This is a genomic window from Streptomyces sp. NPDC048644, from assembly GCF_043199105.1.
In the GTDB taxonomy this organism is placed as follows: domain Bacteria; phylum Actinomycetota; class Actinomycetes; order Streptomycetales; family Streptomycetaceae; genus Streptomyces.
Map to the genome: position 1 here is coordinate 630,464 of NZ_JBICVO010000002.1, position 18,617 is coordinate 649,080.

The following is an 18,617-nucleotide window of genomic DNA, read 5'->3' on the forward strand; positions in this document are numbered from 1 at the left end:
CCGCCCGGCCCGGGGTTCATCCGACCGAATCGAGTACGCGGGATGTGTACCGCCGTCCGGCATGCTCGACCAGCCTGATCAGCACTTCCTTGCCGGAGTCGCGGTCACGGGCGTCGCAGAGCACCACCGGAGTGCCGCGGTCCAGGTCGAGTGCGCGGGCCACTTCGTCGGCGCCGTAGGAGCGGGCTTCCGTGAAGCAGTTGACGGCGACCAGGAACGGGATGGCGCGCCGTTCGAAGTAGTCGACCGCCGGGAAGCTGTCCTCCAGGCGCCGGGTGTCCGCCAGCACCACGGCTCCCAGGGCACCGTCCGAAAGGTCGTCCCACAGGAACCAGAAGCGGTCCTGGCCCGGCGTTCCGAAGAGGTAGAGCGACAGGCCCGACCTGATGGTGATGCGGCCGAAGTCCATGGCCACCGTAGTGGTGGTCTTGCGGTCCACCTTCTCCGTGTCGTCCACCGATTCGCCCGCGGAAGTGAGCTGTTCCTCGGTGCGCAGCGGCCGGATCTCGCTGACGGATCCCACCAGCGTTGTCTTGCCCACCCCGAAGCCGCCGGCCACCAGGATCTTCAGCGCCAGGTCGGGGCCGGGGTCCGGGGCAGCGCCGTTCGGATCCCCTTGTGCGGCTGTCATCGGCCGTTTCCTCCAGGATGCAGGTCCCCGTGCGTCACGGGGCGATCGGATGCACGGCTCGGTGACCGGAGCCGCGGGCGGCTGAGCGCCGTCCGAAATCCATGGCGAGGACCGTACCCCCGCCCCATGAGGAATTCCTTGATTTTCGGGAAAGCTCTTCCGTATACACATGATCAATTCGCTTACTGGCCGGTGTAGTTGGGCATCACCTCCGTCGACTCACCACCCACTGACCGGAATTGGCTGATGGCGATCGTTCCCTTTCGCAGGGGATCGTGCGGGATCATGGGCGCATGACGCAGCAGGAGTCGCCGGAACGCCCGGAATGTGGCACCACGGCGAACCCGTCAGCAGGCGTGGTCGAACGCAACGGCATCGGCCCCGTGCCGGAATCCGAACGCCACGGGACGCCCCGGGCCCTGTTCTGGCCGTGGGCAGCCTCGGGACTGTCCCTCCTGTCCATCGCCTACGGCGTGTACATCGTGGGGCTCGGCCTGAGTCCGTGGCAGGCCGTCGTCACCGGGGCCGCCGGGTACGTGCTGTCGTTCCTCCTGGTCGGCTGATCACCTCCGCCGACCCCAACATCGCCTCTGCGGTGGGCTTCCTGCTCTCTGAATCCGCCGCTCACGGCACACTGGGCGCCATGAACCTCGGCGTCGTGGTGGCACTGGTCGTCGCGGCCGTCCTCTACGCCGCCACCGCACCCCTGGCGGGCCGAGCCGCCACCGAAGGAGCCCGATGACCGACGACCACACCCACCGCACGGAGCACGTCCGGGCGTTCTTCGCGCCGCGCGCGGCCGGCTGGGACAGCCGCTTCCCCGACGACGGCCCCGCCTACGCCGCAGGCGTCGCCGAACTGGGCCTGCGGGAGGGCGACCGGGTCCTGGACGCCGGCTGCGGAACGGGACGCGCCCTGCCCGCGCTACGCGCCGCCGTGGGCCCGCGCGGCACCGTCCTGGGCGCGGACCTCACCCCCGAGATGCTGCACGCCGCCGTACGGGCCGGACGGGACGCCGCCGCCTGCCTGCTCCTGGCGGACGCGGGCCGGCTGCCGCTCGGCGCCGGAACGCTGGACGCCGTCTTCGCCGCCGGGCTCGTCTCCCACCTGCCGGCCCCGGCGGGCAACCTCACCGAACTCGCCAGAACCGTGCGCCCCGGAGGCCGACTGGCGCTGTTCCACCCCATCGGGCGGGCAGCCCTCGCCGCGCGCAAGGGCCACCCGCTCACCCACGACGACCTACGGGCGGAGCCGAATCTGCGGCCCCTCCTTGCCGACAGTGGCTGGGACCTCGTCCGGTACGCCGACGAGGACAGCCGTTTCCTGGCGCTGGCGGTCCGCAGGGACTGAGCGGTCACACGGGGCGGCCGGGCTCCTGCTGCGCATCGGGATGCTCGGTGTGCGGCACCGGGCAGGCGCCGGTGCGCCGCGAGGTGGGGAACGTGCCGAGGTCGGCGACCCGGAAGCCGTCGGGGTAGCCCTTGATCTCGGGGTTCTGCCGGGCGTAGTGCGGCTTGCGGCGCGGCGGGAGCAGGCGCACGGCCCTGGCGCGCAGCCGCAGGGCCGAGCGGACGGCCGTACGGACCGCGGGCCTGGGCCGCTCGTACCGGAAAGCCGCCAGCAGGGAGTCGTCCAGGAGGGCCATGCTGGCGCCGCGTACCACCGGTGCGAGCGGGCCGTACCAGCCCGCCATCAGGTCCAAGGTGGCGTCCGAAACCTTGCGGGCGCCCTCGTCCCAGTCGAAGTGCGCCTCCTCGTAGTCGTCCAGGCAACGCGCGAACTCCTCGTAGGTCTGCGGGAGTTCGGTGATGCCCATGTGGCGGCCGAGAGTGCGGTAGTACGCGGCCATCGCCTGCGTCTCGTGCGTACTCAGGCGCCGCCAGCCGTACGCGTCGAGCCAGCGTTTGGGCACCACCACGAAGGTGCACAGGACGTAGCGCATGTCGTCGTTGCTGATGTCGTAACTGCGGTGCATCTGGTTGATGCGGCGGATCGCCGCGCGGCCGTCCTCGCCGTCGAAACCGTGCTCGACGACGGCGTCCAGGAGGAGCGCGGTGTCGTCGTAGCGCTTCTGGGGGCGGTCCGTCAGCTCCGCGGTCCTGGCGAGGAGCCGGCCGATGCTCGGCACCGCATAGGTGCGGTAGAGGGCGAGTTCCAGGGCCCGGGTGAGGTCCCAGGGGAATTCGTACGTCGCGGTGATGCGGTAGATCCGCAGGAAGTCGCGCTCCGGGTCGAGCCGCCGGATCTCCTTCAGCCAGTCATAGCGCCGCACCTGGTGTCCCGCCCCTTCCATCGCCGAAACATCAATTCTAGGTGTTTCGGGGGTGCTTCACGGGCGGCGCAGGGAAGTACGGCCGGTCTGCGGGGCGGCGTGGCCGGATCGGCATGCAGCTCGGGCAGGACGGTGCCTTCTCCACGGGCGGACCGGGGCTTTCTCATAGGAGACCCGGCGTTCCCGGCGCGCACGGTGCAGGCGGTGGCCGGGGAATCACAGGGGCAGTGACCGCGGCTGGTGACAAGGGCGTACCCAGCCAATTAGGGTGCGCCGACAAACGTCGGACGGAACGGATGGGAGGCTCGCGTGTCCACGACCGAGAGCACCGACAACGACCAGTTGTTCGTGCTGACGGCGGTACTGCTGACACCCGCCCAGTTCCCCAGCGTGCTCGGCGACGACTACCCCGAGGTGTGCGCCGGGCTCGGCCTCGCACCGTACGCGGAGGGCTACGGGCTCGTTCTCGGGCAGGACGGGCAGGGCGCCCGCTGGACGGTGGCCACGGAGGACGTGTCGCTGGTCGCCTGCGCGGTCGCCGCCTGGGACTGCGGGGTGGAATACGACCTCTCACCCGGGGAGGACAGCATCGTCGCTGCCCTGCCCGGCTGGCCGCTCGCGCTGGCCGTGGCGGCCCCCGGCGTCCCGGAGCCGCACGATCCCGAACCCGAGGACGGAGACCCGGCGCCGCTGACGCCTCCGGACGCGGCCGAATGGGGGCCCGCCCAACGGCGCCTGGGGGCCGACGAGATCGCGCTCCAGTGGGCGGCGTGGCGTGAACAGGTGGACGACGACGTCACTTTCGTGGGCCCAGGTGAGCAGCCGCATCCAGGAGTGCGGCGGGTCATGGCGGAGGCGCACGGATACGTGACCGAGCCGCCGCCGCCCGGCCGGGTCCGGTCCTCGTTCGCCGCGGGCGAGGCGCGCACCCTGCGCGTGGACGGGCCCGGCTGGAGCATGGTGGCGCGCACCGACGACATCGCGTTCGTGCTCCTCGACGAGGAACCGGGCGAGGTCCACCCGGTGGGCCGCGGGCCCGAACTCCCTGCCCTGCTCACGTCGTTGGACGAGCTGGCGGCCCGCCCCGTCTGACCCTACGGCCCGCCCCGTCTGACCCTACGGCCCGCCCCGTCTGACCCTCCGACCCGTCCCGTCTGACCCTCCGGGCTGCCCTGCCGCGCTCGCCGACGGCGATTGTCAGACCCCTGTGATGGACTTGTCCTGCATCGATCGAGCAAGACACACGGGGAGGCATTGATGCAGGTGAACAGTGGTGCGCGCAATCAAATGACCACTTCGACGCGGGGAGGGATCCGGGGGCTGGCCCAGGAGCAGGGCCGGGTGGAGCGGCGTGGGCCGAAACCGATAGCAGGGTTCCGTACGGCAACCGCGCGGCGCGGCGCGGACGGCAACTGGTCGGACAGCAACCGGCCGTTCGCACCACGGCCGAAGTGCCGTGCGGCAGGCACCGACAGGGCGGCGGTCTGCGCGGCCTGACAGCCGTAGTGGCACAACGACGGCCGGTACGGGGCTGCGGCCCGGCCCTTGGGTGATGGGCTGCGGGTAGGGGAAGTGGGCGGCGGATAGCGGCTGGCGCCGAGGCAGGGCACGTTGGGGGGACGTTTCGGAGGCGTGCCAGGCCCTGGCTGACGTATTCGCAGAGCTGACGACATTCGGCTGAGGAGGGTGGTGCCGGAGCGCTGGAACGGCGGAGTTGCCGCCACCGGCGCCCCGGCCACCGCCCGGCCCCCGGCCCTTGGCCCCCGGCGACCGGCGACCGGCGACCGGCGACCGGCGACCGGCGACCGGCGACCGGCGACCGGCGACAGCCCAACGCAGTCATTGGAAGACGCCGGCAGCACGTCACACGACAACGGGGCGGGCCCAACGGCGGGACGGGAAGGGAGGAGAGGAGGAGAAGAGAAGAGGACGAGAGGCGACGGGAGCGGTGCGTCCCGTCCCAGTTCGTCGGCGGTTCATGTCACGAGCATGGATGCCCCCGTTCGCGGTCCCCGGCGCACCATCAGGCGGCGCTTCCGCTCGGGCGCTCCGCCCGGCCGGACCTACCGGACCTGCCGGGCCTGCCGGGCCTGCCGGACTTCCATGCGGCCAAACCGAAGGCGAGGCCACCGACCAGGAACCAGGGGTTCCACAACAGCAGCGTCCACAGCCGCTGCTGCGGGCTGACGTTGATCTCCTGGCCCGCAGCGTCGGTCAGCAGCAGCGCCTCGATGAGGATGCCGCGCGCCAGCAGCACGGCGCAGGCACACCAGCCCAGAGCCGTGATCACTCGGCCTGCCGGACGGCGAGGCCGGGGTCCGGCGAGAAGCCATCCCAGTGAGCCGCCGACAAGACACAGCAGTCCCACGCCCCACAAGCCCACCGCCACGAACCAGCCGGGGCGTTCCTCGGCCAGGGGCCCGGCCGAGACGCTGAGGCCCCAACTGCCGCCCAGTGCCCAGTAGAAATGCAGCACGGCGAAAGCGACCGCCCAGGCACATGCGATACGCCCCCACGCCCCCGGCGCTGCCTTGTCCTGTGGGTCTTCATGCATAGCGAGCAGCATGCCACCGGCCCTGGCACGCCACCGTCGGGATCGTCGTCAGCCTCGGCGCCTTGAGACGCGCGGATGCCAGCCGTCCGGTCGGCCACAACATGCGGCCGACCGCATCGGGCTCGGCCGTCCAGAGCCGCACGTCGGCCGTCGCCCGAAGCTTCCGTGCCACGCGTCGGCCGCTCAGCAGCGACGGGCCCCGGAGCCTCCCGCTCCAGGGCATCCGCCCGGCGATTTCGCCTCCCGGGGGTGGCCGTCCCGGGGGATCAGCGCCCCAGTTGCTTGTGGCCGGCGCGGCGCAGCCTGCGTCGCTGCGAGGGGTCCAGCGTCAGGTAGGCGACCGCCGGTACCCCGACCATGACCAGAAGAGCCGCCCAAAGGGGCAGCAGCCATAGCAGGATCACTCCCACCGCGACGCCGCCGACTGCGACCTTCGCCCGTGTGGACATCCTTCACACCCCTTCCGCGGCGCGTGCCGCGCCTCGTGTATTCCATTGAACGCCGTTTCGGCTCCGGAGGTTCCCTCAACGATCGTGGCTTCCTGTACCCTCGGCCGCCACAGCCGCCAGTAGTCAAATTTGAGGAGCCATCGGCGCAGTGCCTCACTTCCCTTCGGCGACAGCCGTTCCTTCGCCCTCCTCCCTCACCGATCTCGCCCACTGTGCGGCGACGTTCCTGCCGTCGGACCCGCCGCGGACCGGCCGGATCGCGTTCTGGCGCCCCGACGGCGCACCCCTCGGCAGCCTCCCGGGCAACGACAACCAGAGCGACGGCCAGAGCGACGGCCGCCCAAGCGACGACCACCGGCGCGACAACGACGCGAGGGGCAACGAAGCGCGCGGCAACGAAGCGGACGGCGGCCGTCTGACGGTCGTCCTGCCGGACGGGGACGGTGGGGTCGTGGTGGACGAGGTCCCGGCCGTCGTCCTGTCCGTTGCCGAGGCGCTGCCGATTCTGACCCGCGCGCGTGCCGCCGGGACCGCCGATCCGGCCGCCGTCTTCTGGGGCTCGGCCGTCCTGCTCGCGCTCCAGCTCGCCGCCCGGGGGCGGCTGCTCCCGGGCCTGAGCCCCGGCGATCACGACGCCTGGCGGCTGGGCCCGCTCGACACCGCCGACGTCGAGCGGCTGCGCGAGCTGGCCGCGGCCATGCCGCCGTATGCGCACGCCACACCGCTGCCCGGCGAAGGGCCCGTGCGGCTGCCCGAACCCGAACGCCATCTGCGGGCCTTTCTCGACGCGGTCGCCGACGGGCTGCCACGCTCCCCCGCCGCTCCGCTCGCCACCGGCGGCCCGGCCTTCGCGGCAGCCGCCCCGCAGCACGTCCCGGAGCAGCACGCCTGGGCGGCGGACGTCGCCGCAGGTCACGACGCGGGTGTACGGATCTCGCTGCGCGTGGAGGTACGCGGGGCGGGGGCGAATGGTCCTGTCGTCCCTTCCCCCGGCCCGAATTCCGGAGCCACCGGCCCTGCCGCGGCGTCCACGGCATCCGCGGCGTCCACGGCATCCGAAGCCGCCGCCCCTCCACCGTCCGGCACCGGGGGCACCGCTCCCGATGTGGCCTTCGCCGCCGTCCTCCAGGTGCACAGCGTCACCGATCCCTCCCTGGTGGCGGACGCGGCCGAGGTGTGGGCCGGGGTGTCAGCGGCCGGTGAGGCGTTCGGGCCGCGGGCGCGGATGGACAGCCTGCTCACTCTGCGCCGGGCCGCCGGTACCTGGGCGCCGCTCGCGCCGCTGCTCTCCGCGGCCGTACCGGACATGATCGAGCTGGCCGACGAGGAGATCGGCGAGCTGCTGGGACCGGCCGGGCGTGCGCTGGCCGCCGCCGGTGTGCAGGTGCACTGGCCGAAGGAGCTGGCCCGCGGTCTCACCAGCCGCGCCGTGGTGGGCCCTGCCGGTTCCGGCGGCACTCCCCCGTACGGCACGGGAGGCGGAACCGAGGACGTGGCGGGTACCGAGGACGTGGCCGGCTCCGGGAGCGGCAGCGGTGCCAGGTCCGGTCCGCCGTCGCTGCTCTCCGCCGATGCGCTGCTCTCGTTCAGCTGGCGCTTCGCCGTGGGCGGCCAGGAGATCGGCAGGGCGGAGCTGGAGCGGCTCGCCGAGGCCGGACGGCCGCTGGTGCGGCTGCGTGACCAGTGGGTGCTCGTCGATCCCGAGGCGCTACGGGCGGCACGGGACCGCAGGGACCGTACGATCGCGCCGCTGGACGCGCTGGGCGCCGCCCTGACCGGGTCCGCCGAGACCGACGACGGCGGGCGGGTCGCGGTCGAGGCTTCCGGGTGGCCTGCCGCGCTCAGGGACCGGCTGGCGGATCCCGAACGCGCCGGTGCCGCGCCCGTCGCACAACCCCCGGCGCTCGCCGCGACGTTGCGCGACTACCAGCTGCGCGGCCTCGACTGGCTGCACCGGATGACCTCGCTCGGTCTCGGCTGCTGCCTCGCCGACGACATGGGCCTCGGCAAGACGGTCACGCTGATCGCGCTGCACCTGCACCGCGCGAGCGCGCCGGAGACCGCAGGACCCACCCTCGTCGTCTGTCCCACGTCCCTCATGGGCAACTGGCAGCGGGAGATCGAGAAGTTCGCGCCCGGCACTCCGGTGCGCAGGTTCCATGCCGGACGGCGCGATCTGACGGGCCTGGTGGACGGCGAATTCGTCCTCACCACGTACGGCACCATGCGGCTGGATGCCGCGCGGCTGGCGGAGGCGGGGTGGGGTCTTGTCGTCGCCGACGAGGCGCAGCACGTGAAGAATCCGTTCTCGGCGACCGCGCGGGCGCTGCGGGCGATCCCCGCGCGGGCCCGGGTCGCGCTGACCGGCACTCCGGTGGAGAACAACCTGTCCGAACTGTGGGCGGTCCTGGACTGGACGACGCCGGGCCTGCTCGGGCCGCTCGGCCGCTTCCGTTCGCGTTACGCGCAGGTCATCGAGGGCGGGACGGCGGCGTCGGCGGATGCGGCCGGCGCGGCGGAGCGGCTGTCCCGGCTGGTGCGGCCGTTCCTGCTGCGGCGCCGTAAGTCCGACCCCGGCATCGCCCCTGAGCTGCCGCCGAAGACGGAGACCGACCGTGCGGTGGCGTTGACGGCCGAACAGGCCGGTCTGTACGAAGCGGTGGTGCGTGAGGGGCTCGGTGATATCGCGGGGGCGGACGGTTTCGCCCGGCGCGGGCTGGTCGTCAAGCTGCTCACCGCGCTCAAGCAGATCTGCAATCACCCCGCGCAGTATCTGAAGGAGTCAGGCACCGGGCGCAACGCGCCGCGGATCGGCGGGCGTTCGGGAAAGATCGAGTTGCTGGACGAGCTGCTCGACACGCTGCTCGCCGAGGAGGCGAGCGTGCTGGTGTTCACGCAGTACGTGCAGATGGCGCGGCTGCTGGAGCAGCATCTCGCGGCGCGTGGCGTGCCCACGCAGCTGTTGCACGGCGGCACTCCGGTCGCCCGGCGCGAGGAGATGGTGCGGCGGTTCCAGGACGGCGAAGTGCCGGTGTTCCTCCTGTCGTTGAAGGCCGCCGGCACCGGGCTCAATCTCACCCGTGCCTCGCATGTGGTGCATTTCGACCGGTGGTGGAATCCGGCGGTCGAGGCTCAGGCCACCGACCGCGCCTACCGGATCGGGCAGACGCAGCCGGTGCAGGTACACCGGATGATCACCGAGGGCACGGTCGAGGACCGGATCGCCGGGCTGCTCGCCCGTAAGCAGCAGCTTGCCGACGCGGTGCTCGGCTCCGGCGAGGCCGCGCTGACCGAACTCACCGACGCCGAACTGGCGGACCTGGTCGCACTGCGAGGGAGCGAGCGATGACCGAGGCGGAGAACCGTGGAGACGAGAGCGTGCGGGGCAGCGACGGCGCGCGGGTGCCGGAACGTACCTTCGCCGCGCTGCCACCGGTGCGCGGCGGGGCCTTCGCGCGCACCTGGTGGGGCCGGGCCTGGCTGAAGGCCCTGGAGGACAGCGCGCTGGACGGTGCACAGGTCAAACTCGGCAGGCGGCACGCGCGGGCCGGTGCGGTCGGCGCGGTGTCGGTGCGGCCGGGCCGGATCACGGCCGTCGTCCAGGACCGTGACCACACCCGTCACCGGTCCGATGTCCTGCTGCAACAGCTCGACGACGCCGACTGGGACCGTCTCCTGGACGTGATGGCGGACCGGGCGGGGCACATCGCCGCGCTGCTTGACCGCGACATGCCGCCGGTGCTGGTCGAGGACGCGGCGGCGGCCGGCATCGACCTGCTGCCGGGGATCGGCGACTTGGAGTCGGCGTGCAGTTGCGAGGCGTGGGATCACTGCGCGCACTCCGCCGCGCTCTGCTACCAGCTGGCCCGTCTCCTGGACGAGGATCCGTTCCTCCTGCTGCTGATGCGGGGCCGCGGCGAGCGGGAACTGCTGGACGAGTTGCAGGCGCGCAGCGCGGCCCGCGCCGAGCCTGCACCGGGCGGCGGCGGGGCGCGGGCGACGGCACCGGCCGGGGTAGAGGCCGCCGAGGTGTTCGCCGCGCGCGACATCCTGCCTCCGCTGCCCGCCCCGCCGCCGCCCGTCGATGTTCCGGGCCCCGCGCCCTCGCTGGGCGGCGGCGCCCCGCCCGCGCCGGGCGTCGACGTGCCGTGCCTGGAGTTCCTGACGGCCGACACCGCGATACGGGCCCTGGGCCTGCTCGCGGAAGCGCTCACCCCCTGGCACGCGGACACCCCGCCCGCGCCCGCGCTGTCCCCCGCGCAGGACGCCGTACGGCTGGCGGCTGCGGGCCCCAACGCGGCCGTCTCGGCGCGGCTCGCGGCGGGTTCCGGGCGCGACGCGCGGGCGCTGTCCCTGGCCGTGCGGGCCTGGCGGCTGGGTGGCGCCGCCGCGTTGGATGTGCTGGAAGAGGATCACGTGCCGGGCCCCGACGCGCTGGCACGTGCCGATGACCGGCTCGCCGCCGCCTGGGACGAGGGCGAGCCGCGGCCCCGGCTGCGGGCGGCACGCGGCCGTTGGACGGTGGTCGGCGAAGACACCCAGATCCGGTACGGGCGGGACGGACGCTGGTGGCCGTACCGCAAGGAACACGGCAGGTGGGTGCCGGCCGGCCCGGCGTCCGACGATCCGGCGGCGGCGCTGGCGCCCTTGTCGGCGGCGGATGACGGCGCTTAGGGCGCGCCCCGCACGGCGGGTGGAGTGCCCCGCACGGCGGGTGGACGTTCCGGCGTGCGGGCCCCGCCGGGGGTCAGCCGCGTGCCTCGCGGTGCGCGGCGGCCCGGCGTACGAAGATCTCGTGGAGGTCCCGGGCGGCCTTCGGCACGGAGGCGGAGCGCGGGCGCTGGAGCACCATCAGGACCTCGGTGCCGTCGCCGGCCAACGGGCGGCAGGTGAGCGCGCCGCTGCGTTCCAGCGGGTCGCCCATGACGCTGTAGTCGGGCAGCACCGTGGCCCCCAGCCCCTCGGCCACCATCAGCTTGCCCATTTCCGCGCCGTCGGTGGAGTAGGAGAAGGACGGTTCGCGGCCCTTGAGGAGGCGGTGCACGAAGCGGTGCATGACATAGCCGGAGCGCATCACGATCAGCGGCTGGGACAGCAGGTCGCCCACTCCCACCTCGCTCAGCTCGGCCAGGGGGTTGTCCGGCCGGATGCACACCACCGGCCGGCCGCGCAGGAGTTCGGTGGTGTGGACGTCCGGCGGCAGGTCGTCGCCGCGCAGGTAGTTGACGAGGCCGAGGTCGAGGCTGCCCTCCAGGAGCGAGCGGTGTATTTCGGCCTGCTGCGCGCCGATGACCTCGGCCTGCGTCGCCGGATGGCCGGCCCGGAATTCGCGGATGGTCGGTACCAGCAGCGGGACGGTGGCCGCATTGACCGTGCCCAATCGCACCATGCGGCTGATGTGCAGTTGGTCGTCGGCCGCCCGGCGCAGCTTGTCGACCGAGTCGAGGACGCCGATGATGTGCGGCAGCAGTTCCCTGCCGTCGTCGCTGATCTTCGCGCCGGAACGCTTGCGTTCGAGAATGTCGACGCCGAGTTCACGCTCCAGATTGCGGACGGTTTCACTCAGCGCCGGCTGCGAGAGATGCAGTTCCTCCGCGGCTTTGCGCAGCGAACCGAGCCTGGTCACGGCGGCGATGTATTCCAACTGCTCGATCCGCACGAGAACACACCTCCGGCGTCGATAATCATCCCGACCGGACCGCCGGGCAGCAATTCAAGGAAAACCCTATCACCGGTTCGGCGATACACATCGCCCCCGAACTCGACGAATGGCACACGGAATTGGAGCATTTCTCTCCGGTTCACTGAATTTCCGTTTCCGGAATATGACGCACGATGAAGAGGGAATTACGCGTTCATGAACCGGTAACACCGGTCCGCCTCCGCGCGATATTCGGTGATGCGGTGCGCACCCGCCACCCCTTCGTGCATTCCCGGCCGGCCGGTCCGTACAGGGGCGGATTCCCGCCTCCCCCGTACCGGCCGTTCCGCCCCGTCCGGCTGCGGTGCGCGCCGTGGCCGTGGTTCGCTGGGGCGATCCCCCACCGCCAGGCCGTCGCCCCGCAGCGAGGAGGACACGTGACCGGCACCCCACGTCACGCGCCGCGCACCGCATCGCACGCCGTCGAGCCGCCCCCCGGCACCGGGTTGCCGTACTTCGAGGACCCGTCCCCCGGTAGCGGGGTGCTGCCGCCGCGCGCCTGGTACGCCGGGTCGGATGCCGCGCGGCTGTCGTTGGACGGCACCTGGCGGTTCCGGCTGTCGGGGCGCGCCGACGCCGAGGACGCCGCGTTCGCCCGGCCGGATTTCGACGACTCCTCCTGGGCGGAGCTGCGGGTGCCGGGGCACTGGGTGCTCGCGGGACACGGCGCGCCCGCGTACACCAACACCGCCTATCCGTTCCCCGTCGATCCGCCCCGGGTGCCGGACGAGAACCCGACCGGTGACCACCGCTGCCGCTTCGACCTGCCCGCCGACTGGCCGGGCGGGCCCGCCGTGCTGCACTTCGGCGGGGTGGAGTCCTGCGCCCGGGTGTGGCTCAACGGGCAGGAGCTGGGGCATTTCAAGGGCAGCAGGCTGCCGCACGAATTCGCGGTGGGGCAGTTCCTGCGACCGCGCCGCAATGTGCTGGCGGTGCGGGTCCACCAGTGGTCGTCGGGCAGCTATCTGGAGGACCAGGACCAGTGGTGGCTGCCGGGCATCTTCCGGGGCGTCTCGCTCCACAGCCGCCCCGACGGCGCGGCAGTCGACCATGCCGTGCACGCCGGGTTCGACCATCTCACCGGCCGGGGCACGCTGTGCGTGACCTCCGAACCGGCCGGCCGGGTGACCGTGCCCGCGCTCGGTCTCGATCTGGCGACCGGTGAGCGTGCGACCGTGCCCGTACTGCCGTGGACGGCCGAGACCCCGGTCCTGTACGACGGCGAGCTGACGGTGCCCGGCGAGCGGATTCCGCTGCGGATCGGGTTCCGTACGGTGCGGGTCGAGGACGGACTTCTGAAGGTCAACGGGCGTCGCATCCTGCTGCGTGGCGTCAACCGCCATGAGTTCCACCCGCGTGACGGGCGTGCCGTGGGGCCCGGCACGATGCGGCGCGATCTGCTGCTGATGAAGCGGCACAACATCAACGCGGTGCGCACCAGCCACTATCCGCCGCACCCGGCGTTCCTGGGGCTCTGTGACGAGCTGGGGCTGTGGGTCGTCGACGAATGCGACCTGGAGACGCACGGTTTCGGCCGGCAGGAGTGGCAGGGCAATCCGGTCGACGATCCGCGCTGGGAGCCCGCGCTGCTCGACCGGGCCCGCCGGATGGTCGAGCGGGACAAGAACCACCCGAGCATCATCCTGTGGTCGCTGGGCAACGAGTGCGGCACCGGGCGGGGGCTGTCCGCGATGGCGTCCTGGATGCGGCGGCGCGATCCGTCCCGCCCGCTGCACTACGAGGGCGACCGCAGCTGTGCCGACACCGACGTCTACTCACTGATGTACGCCGAGCACGCCGAGGTCGAGCGGATCGGGCGGCGCGCGGAGGAGCCGCTGGCGGACGCCGCGCTGGACGCCAGGCGGCGCGAACTCCCCTTCCTGCTCTGCGAGTACGCGCACGCGATGGGCAACGGCCCTGGCGGGCTGAGCGAGTACCAGCGGCTGTTCGAGACGTACCGGCGCTGCCAGGGCGGCTTCGTCTGGGAGTGGATCGACCACGGGCTGCGGCGGCGGACACCGCAGGGCGAGGTCTGGTACGCGTACGGCGGCGACTTCGGTGAGGAGCTGCACGACGGCAACTTCGTCTGCGACGGACTCGTCTTTCCCGACCGGGTGCCGTCGCCCGGCCTGGTGGAGCTGAAGAAGGTCGTCGAGCCGGTACGGATCGAGGCCGGGAGCGCGGGGCCCGGCGGCGCGGCGCGTACCGTCCGGATCCGTAACCTCCAGGATTTCGCGGATCTTTCGGCCCTCGCCTTCCGTTGGACATACGAGGTGGCGGGCGAGGTGTACGGCGCGGGCACGCTGTCCGTGCCGGAGGTGACGGCGGGCGCGGAGGCCGAGGTGCCGTTGCCCGCCGTGCCGGACGCCGGGCGCGGGGGCGGCGAGGCGTGGTGGACGGTCCGTGCCGTGCTGGCCGACGACACCGCGTGGGCGGCGGCCGGGCACGAGGTCGCGTGGGGGCAGCTGCCTGCGGGCACCCGTCGAACGCACGTCGTCCCGTCCGGGACGGCAGCGGCGGTGCGGCGCGCCGATGGCGGTCTGCTCGTCATCGGCCCCGGTGCCTTCGACGCGGTGACGGGCCGGCTCGTCTCGCTCGACGGATCGGCGCTGACCGGGCCGCAGTTGGACGTGTGGCGGGCGCCGACCGACAACGACGAGGCGGCGGCGTGGCAGGCGGGTCCGCGGCCTGCCACCGAGTGGCGGCGGGCCGGTCTCGACCGCGTGCGGCACCGCGTCGACGCAGTCGATGCGGGCCGTGACGCGCTGGTGGTCCGCACCCGGGTGGCGCCTGCCGGGGTGGATTTCGCGCTGCGCACGGTCTACCGCTGGACGGCGCGGGCGGGGCTGCTGCGTCTTGAGGTGGCCGTCGAGCCGACGGGCGACTGGCCGGTTCCGCTGCCGCGGCTGGGTGTGCGGATGGCGGTGTGCGGCAGTCTGGGTCTCGCGCGGTGGTTCGGCGGCGGGCCAGGTGAGGGCTATCCGGACACCCGGGCGGCCTGCCGGGTGGGGCGCTGGGAGCTGCCGGTGGACGCGTTGCAGACGCCGTACGTCCGGCCCCAGGAGAACGGTGCGCGGCCCGACGTCCGCTGGGCCACGCTGACCCGGGCCGACGGGACGGGCCTCCGGATCGACGGCGAGCCCGACTTCTTCTTCACGGCGCGGCGGTGGAGCGACGCGGAGCTGACGGCGGCGCGGCACACCACCGATCTGACGCCGGGCGAGGTGCTGTGGCTGCATCTCGACCATGCGCAGCACGGCATCGGCAGCCGGTCGTGCGGTCCCGGCGTGCTGCCGCAGCACCGGCTGGAGGCGGCACCCGCCGGGTTCGCCTTCACGTTCTCGACCGTGCGGTGAGCCGCGGGGCCGGTGACCGCGCGCTTCAGACGGCGAGGAAACGGTCGCCGGCCTCACCGTGGAGGCGGCCGGCGGGGAGCTTGCGGCCGAAGGCGAGCAGCAGGAGGTCCTGCGCACGGCCGGTCAGGAGCGTGCCGGTGCCGAACGACCAGTCGAGGTCGTGGGCGCGGAGCCGGACGCCGTCGAGTCCGGCTCCGAAGAAGGCGGCGGACTTGGGGGTGACGCGGTCCAGGAGGAGCCGCAGGCGGTCCTCGGGTATCCGGCGGTCGATGCCGAGGGGGACGGTGATGTCCAGGCCGTGGACGACGTCGTGGCCCAGTGCCGCCGCGGTCCCGCCGACCGGCGGCGTCCAGGGGTGCGTCGCGTTGTCCCGGAGGAACGCGGCCAGTTGGGGCGTGGTGTGGGTGGCCGCGTCCCTGCGGGCGCAGCGGCCGGTCATGCGGTGGAGGCTGCCGCGGGCCTTGGTGATTTCCCACAGCGTCCGGGGCAGCGGGTATCTGAACCCCAGTGACATGTGGGCGGCGGCCTCGCGTACCCGCCATCCGGCGCAGAGGGTCGGCGCGTCCCATGCCCCGGCCGGCAGGCCGTCCAGTACGTCGGCCAGTTCGCGGCGTTCGGCGGCGATCGCCGTGCGGATGTCCATCGCGTTCTCCTGGTTCGTCGGCAGTCGGCGGGGAGGCCCGTGGTGTGGCGGTGACGTCCGGGTGTCTCCCTGTCCCAAGGGTGTCGGGTGACGGTGCCATCGGTCCAAGAGCTGATCTTTCTCGTCGCTGGAATCCCTGGTTGTGGAGCTTCGGCAGCTGCGGTACTTCGTCACGGTCGTCGAGGAGGCGAACGTCACCCGTGCCGCCGCCCGCCTGCACGTGGCGCAGCCCGGGGTGAGCGCCCAGATCCGGCGGCTGGAGCGGGAGTTGGGGCAGTCGCTGCTGGACCGCTCGGGGCGTTCGGTGACGACGACGGAGGCCGGCGATGCGGTACTCCCGTACGCGCGGGCCGCGTTGGCCGCCGCGGACGGGGTGCGGCAGACCGTGGACGAGTTCAGCGGGCTGCTGCGCGGCCGGGTCGGGATCGGTCTGGTCTCCGGTGCGGCCACGCACGAATTCGATGTGGTGTCCGTCCTGGCCGACTTCCACGACCGGCATCCGCAGGTCGAGATCGGTCTCACGGAGGACTCGTCGGAGCGGATGCTGGCCGCGGTGCGCCGCGGTGAACTGGACATCGCCGCGGCCGGACTCGTCGACGAGGAGCCGCCGCCCGGCCTCGCCCTCCAGATGGTGGTGGACGAGCCGCTGGTCGTCGCGGTCGCTCCCGGCGATCCGCTGGTCGCGCAAGCGGGGCAGGCCGGCATCCCGCTGGCCGCCCTGGAGGGCCGGCCGTTGATCAGTCTGCCGCGCGGCACGGGGCTGCGCGGTGTGCTCGACCGTGCCTGCGCGCAGGCGGGCTTCCGGCCGCGGATCGCCTTCGAGGCGGCGTCCCCGCTGCTGCTGATCCGGCTCGCCGCCCGTGGCCTGGGGGTGGCCGTCGTCCCCGAACTGCCTCCGGGTACGGCGGCGGATTCCGGGCTGCGGACGTTGCGGATCAGCGAGCCGCAGCCGCGTGGCCGGATCGCGCTGGTCTGGCGGGCGGACGGGCCGGCGAGCCCGGCTGCCAGATCGCTCCTGGAGCGGCTGCGGGCCGCCCTCGTGCCGACGGCGGCGTGAGCCCGCCGCGGCGGCGGACGTACGATCCGGAGCAGGCCGGAAACCGCGGTCGTACCGCAGCAGGAAGGGTTGTGTCCCATGGTCAGCGCGCTCCCGTCGTTCGCCGATGCGCTCGCAGCGGGCCCGGTGGTCCTGGACGGCGGTCTGTCCCAGCAGCTGGAGTCGGCGGGGCACGATCTGAGTGACGCGCTGTGGTCGGCGCGGCTGCTCGCCGAGGATCCGGAGGCGGTGGTCCGCGCGCATCTCGCCTTCTACGAGGCGGGGGCGCAGGTGGCGATCACCTCCAGCTATCAGGCGACGTTCGAGGGCTTCGCCCGGCGCGGCACCGGCCGCGATGAGGCGGCGGCGCTGCTGGCCCGGAGCGTGGAGCTGGCGCGCGACGCGGCGCGGCGTGCCACGGCCGGCGGGGCGGCGGGGCCGCTGTTCGTGGCCGCGTCGGCGGGGCCCTACGGGGCGATGCTGGCGGACGGTTCGGAGTACCGCGGTCGCTACGGCCTCTCGGTCGGGGAGCTGGAGCGTTTCCACCGCCCGCGCCTTGAGGTGCTGGCGGCGGCGCGGCCCGATGTGCTGGCGCTGGAGACGGTGCCGGACGCGGACGAGGCCCGTGCGCTGCTGCGGGCGATCCGCGGCCTGGGCACGCCGGCCTGGCTGTCGTACAGCATCGAGGGCGGCAGGACCCGCGCCGGGCAGCCGCTGGACGAGGCGTTCGCGGTGGCCGCCGACGTGGACGAGGTGATCGCGGTGGGTGTCAACTGCTGTGCGCCGCAGGACGTGGACCGTGCGGTGGAGACGGCCGCGCGGGTCACCGGGAAGCCGGTGGTGGTCTATCCCAACAGCGGGGAGCGCTGGGACGCGCGGGCGCGGACGTGGTGCGGGACCGCGGCGTTCCGCGCAGATCAGGTCGCCGGATGGGCGGCGGCCGGTGCCCGGCTGATCGGCGGCTGCTGCCGGGTCGGCCCGGAGGTGATCGCCGGACTGGCGGCGCAGTTGCGGCGTTGACGGTGGTGGTCGCGGACGGTGTCAGGAGGCGACCACCACCGGGCGGCCCGCTCAGCTCAGCGGCTTGCTGAGCTTCTTGGTGCCGGTCCTGTTGCCCATCAGGCTGCAACTGACGGTCTTGATGCCGATCTTGTAGCCGCTGAGGTTGGGGAACTGGACGTAGGTGCCCTCGGCGGTGCCCGTCGGCTGCGCGGCTGCCTTGCTCTCCAGTTCGCTCTTGCAGAGGGACGCGGCCTTCTGCTTGATGGCGGAGCTGGTGGTGAAGCCGGAGTCGAGCTGGTGGGTGGCGACGACCTCGGCGTCGTGCGGTCCGTTGCAGGAGGCGGCGTCGTTGTTGCCGCCGCCGTCGGCTGCCAGGTCGTAGCAGTCGCCGACCTTGAGCCGGAAGAACGGTATGGTGCCGTCGCTCGGCGAGGGCAGTGCGCTCGCCGGGTCCGTCGTCGGCGAGGGCTCGTCGCTGGGTGTCGCGTCCTCGGTCGGGGAGGCTTCGGTGGTGGAACTCGACGCGGGCTGCGCCCGGTTGTTGTGGTCGTCGTCGCCGCCGTTGACCATCACCACGGCCACGATCACGGCGGCCACCACGACGACCCCGCCGCCGATGATCGCCGCGATGGTCTTGCCGTTGCCGCCGCCGGGGGGCGGTCCTGGCGGCTGCTGCCAGCCGCCGGGTCCGCCGGGGCCCGCGGGTCCGCCGGGGCCGTAGCCCGCGCCGCCTGCGGGCGGGCCGAAGCCACCGGGCGGCGGGCCGCCGGCCGGCGGGTAGCCGCCCTGCCCGTATCCGCCCTGTCCGTAGCCGCCCTGCGCCGGTCCGCCGGTGCCGTAGCCGCCTGCGGGCGGGCCGAAGCCGCCCGAGCCGTCGTTCGGGGGCTGGTTCGGCGGCGGGGGCGGAGGCGGCGGAAAGCTCATGGCAGAAATGATCGCTTCTTTGCGGGGTCTTGGGAAAGTCCGTGACCGA

The 18,617-nt window shown here is 73.1% G+C and carries 15 protein-coding genes; 8 read left to right on the forward strand and 7 right to left on the reverse strand.

Annotation, left to right across the window (positions count from 1 at the left end):
• Positions 1-16: 16 nt before the first annotated feature.
• The gene (locus tag ACGFNI_RS06980; RefSeq protein ID WP_393681310.1) at positions 17-631 is read right to left on the reverse strand and encodes an ATP/GTP-binding protein; all 615 of its coding nucleotides are present in this window, start codon (positions 629-631) and stop codon (positions 17-19) included.
• A gap of 293 nt (positions 632-924) precedes the next feature.
• On the opposite strand from ACGFNI_RS06980, the gene ACGFNI_RS06985 reads away from it, so the two are divergent.
• Together ACGFNI_RS06985 and ACGFNI_RS06990 are read left to right on the forward strand one after the other, a co-directional pair.
• Entirely contained in the window at positions 925-1,194 is a 270-nt protein-coding gene (locus ACGFNI_RS06985; RefSeq protein WP_393681311.1) for a cytosine permease, read from the forward strand.
• Between the two features lie 175 nt (positions 1,195-1,369).
• Entirely contained in the window at positions 1,370-1,981 is a 612-nt protein-coding gene (locus ACGFNI_RS06990; RefSeq protein WP_393681313.1) for a class I SAM-dependent methyltransferase, read from the forward strand.
• 4 nt (positions 1,982-1,985) lie between these two features.
• Here the strand turns inward: ACGFNI_RS06990 and ACGFNI_RS06995 are convergent, their stop codons facing one another.
• The gene (locus tag ACGFNI_RS06995) at positions 1,986-2,903 is read right to left on the reverse strand and encodes an oxygenase MpaB family protein (RefSeq protein ID WP_393681482.1); all 918 of its coding nucleotides are present in this window, start codon (positions 2,901-2,903) and stop codon (positions 1,986-1,988) included.
• Between the two features lie 309 nt (positions 2,904-3,212).
• Here ACGFNI_RS06995 and ACGFNI_RS07000 point away from each other — a divergent pair, with 309 nt between their 5' ends.
• Positions 3,213-3,995: a hypothetical protein gene (locus tag ACGFNI_RS07000; RefSeq protein ID WP_393681315.1), complete on the forward strand. Its 783-nt coding sequence runs from the start codon at positions 3,213-3,215 to the stop codon at positions 3,993-3,995.
• 931 nt (positions 3,996-4,926) lie between these two features.
• Here ACGFNI_RS07000 and ACGFNI_RS07005 read toward each other — a convergent pair.
• Together ACGFNI_RS07005 and ACGFNI_RS07010 are read right to left on the reverse strand one after the other, a co-directional pair.
• The gene (locus tag ACGFNI_RS07005; protein ID WP_393681317.1) at positions 4,927-5,457 is read right to left on the reverse strand and encodes a DUF3995 domain-containing protein; all 531 of its coding nucleotides are present in this window, start codon (positions 5,455-5,457) and stop codon (positions 4,927-4,929) included.
• A 266-nt stretch (positions 5,458-5,723) separates the two neighbouring features.
• Complete coding sequence (locus ACGFNI_RS07010; RefSeq protein WP_393681319.1) at positions 5,724-5,906, reverse strand: hypothetical protein; 183 nt, start codon at positions 5,904-5,906, stop codon at positions 5,724-5,726.
• Positions 5,907-6,054: 148 nt separating this feature from the next.
• Between ACGFNI_RS07010 and ACGFNI_RS07015 the strand changes: the two genes are divergently transcribed.
• Together ACGFNI_RS07015 and ACGFNI_RS07020 are read left to right on the forward strand one after the other, a co-directional pair.
• The gene (locus ACGFNI_RS07015) at positions 6,055-9,255 is read left to right on the forward strand and encodes a DEAD/DEAH box helicase (RefSeq protein ID WP_393681321.1); all 3,201 of its coding nucleotides are present in this window, start codon (positions 6,055-6,057) and stop codon (positions 9,253-9,255) included.
• Positions 9,252-10,580, forward strand: coding sequence for an SWF or SNF family helicase (locus tag ACGFNI_RS07020; RefSeq protein ID WP_393681323.1), 1,329 nt, complete (start codon positions 9,252-9,254; stop codon positions 10,578-10,580). Before ACGFNI_RS07015 ends, ACGFNI_RS07020 begins: the two co-directional genes overlap by 4 nt.
• Before the next feature lie 73 nt (positions 10,581-10,653).
• Here ACGFNI_RS07020 and ACGFNI_RS07025 read toward each other — a convergent pair whose 3' ends face one another.
• Positions 10,654-11,565 (reverse strand): LysR family transcriptional regulator, encoded by a 912-nt coding sequence (locus ACGFNI_RS07025; RefSeq protein ID WP_393681325.1) that lies wholly within the window; start codon positions 11,563-11,565, stop codon positions 10,654-10,656.
• A 419-nt stretch (positions 11,566-11,984) separates the two neighbouring features.
• Between ACGFNI_RS07025 and ACGFNI_RS07030 the strand changes: the two genes are divergently transcribed.
• Complete coding sequence (locus ACGFNI_RS07030; protein ID WP_393681327.1) at positions 11,985-14,963, forward strand: glycoside hydrolase family 2 TIM barrel-domain containing protein; 2,979 nt, start codon at positions 11,985-11,987, stop codon at positions 14,961-14,963.
• Positions 14,964-14,988: 25 nt separating this feature from the next.
• On the opposite strand, the gene ACGFNI_RS07035 is transcribed toward ACGFNI_RS07030, so the two are convergent.
• Positions 14,989-15,606: a maleylpyruvate isomerase family mycothiol-dependent enzyme gene (locus ACGFNI_RS07035; RefSeq protein ID WP_393681329.1), complete on the reverse strand. Its 618-nt coding sequence runs from the start codon at positions 15,604-15,606 to the stop codon at positions 14,989-14,991.
• A gap of 142 nt (positions 15,607-15,748) precedes the next feature.
• Between ACGFNI_RS07035 and ACGFNI_RS07040 the strand changes: the two genes are divergently transcribed.
• Both ACGFNI_RS07040 and mmuM read left to right on the forward strand, forming a co-directional pair.
• Entirely contained in the window at positions 15,749-16,663 is a 915-nt protein-coding gene (locus ACGFNI_RS07040) for a LysR family transcriptional regulator (RefSeq protein WP_393681331.1), read from the forward strand.
• Positions 16,664-16,741: 78 nt separating this feature from the next.
• The gene (gene mmuM / locus ACGFNI_RS07045) at positions 16,742-17,662 is read left to right on the forward strand and encodes a homocysteine S-methyltransferase (protein ID WP_393681333.1); all 921 of its coding nucleotides are present in this window, start codon (positions 16,742-16,744) and stop codon (positions 17,660-17,662) included.
• 51 nt (positions 17,663-17,713) lie between these two features.
• Here the strand turns inward: mmuM and ACGFNI_RS07050 are convergent, their stop codons facing one another.
• The gene (locus ACGFNI_RS07050) at positions 17,714-18,568 is read right to left on the reverse strand and encodes a hypothetical protein (RefSeq protein WP_393681335.1); all 855 of its coding nucleotides are present in this window, start codon (positions 18,566-18,568) and stop codon (positions 17,714-17,716) included.
• Positions 18,569-18,617: the final 49 nt, after the last annotated feature.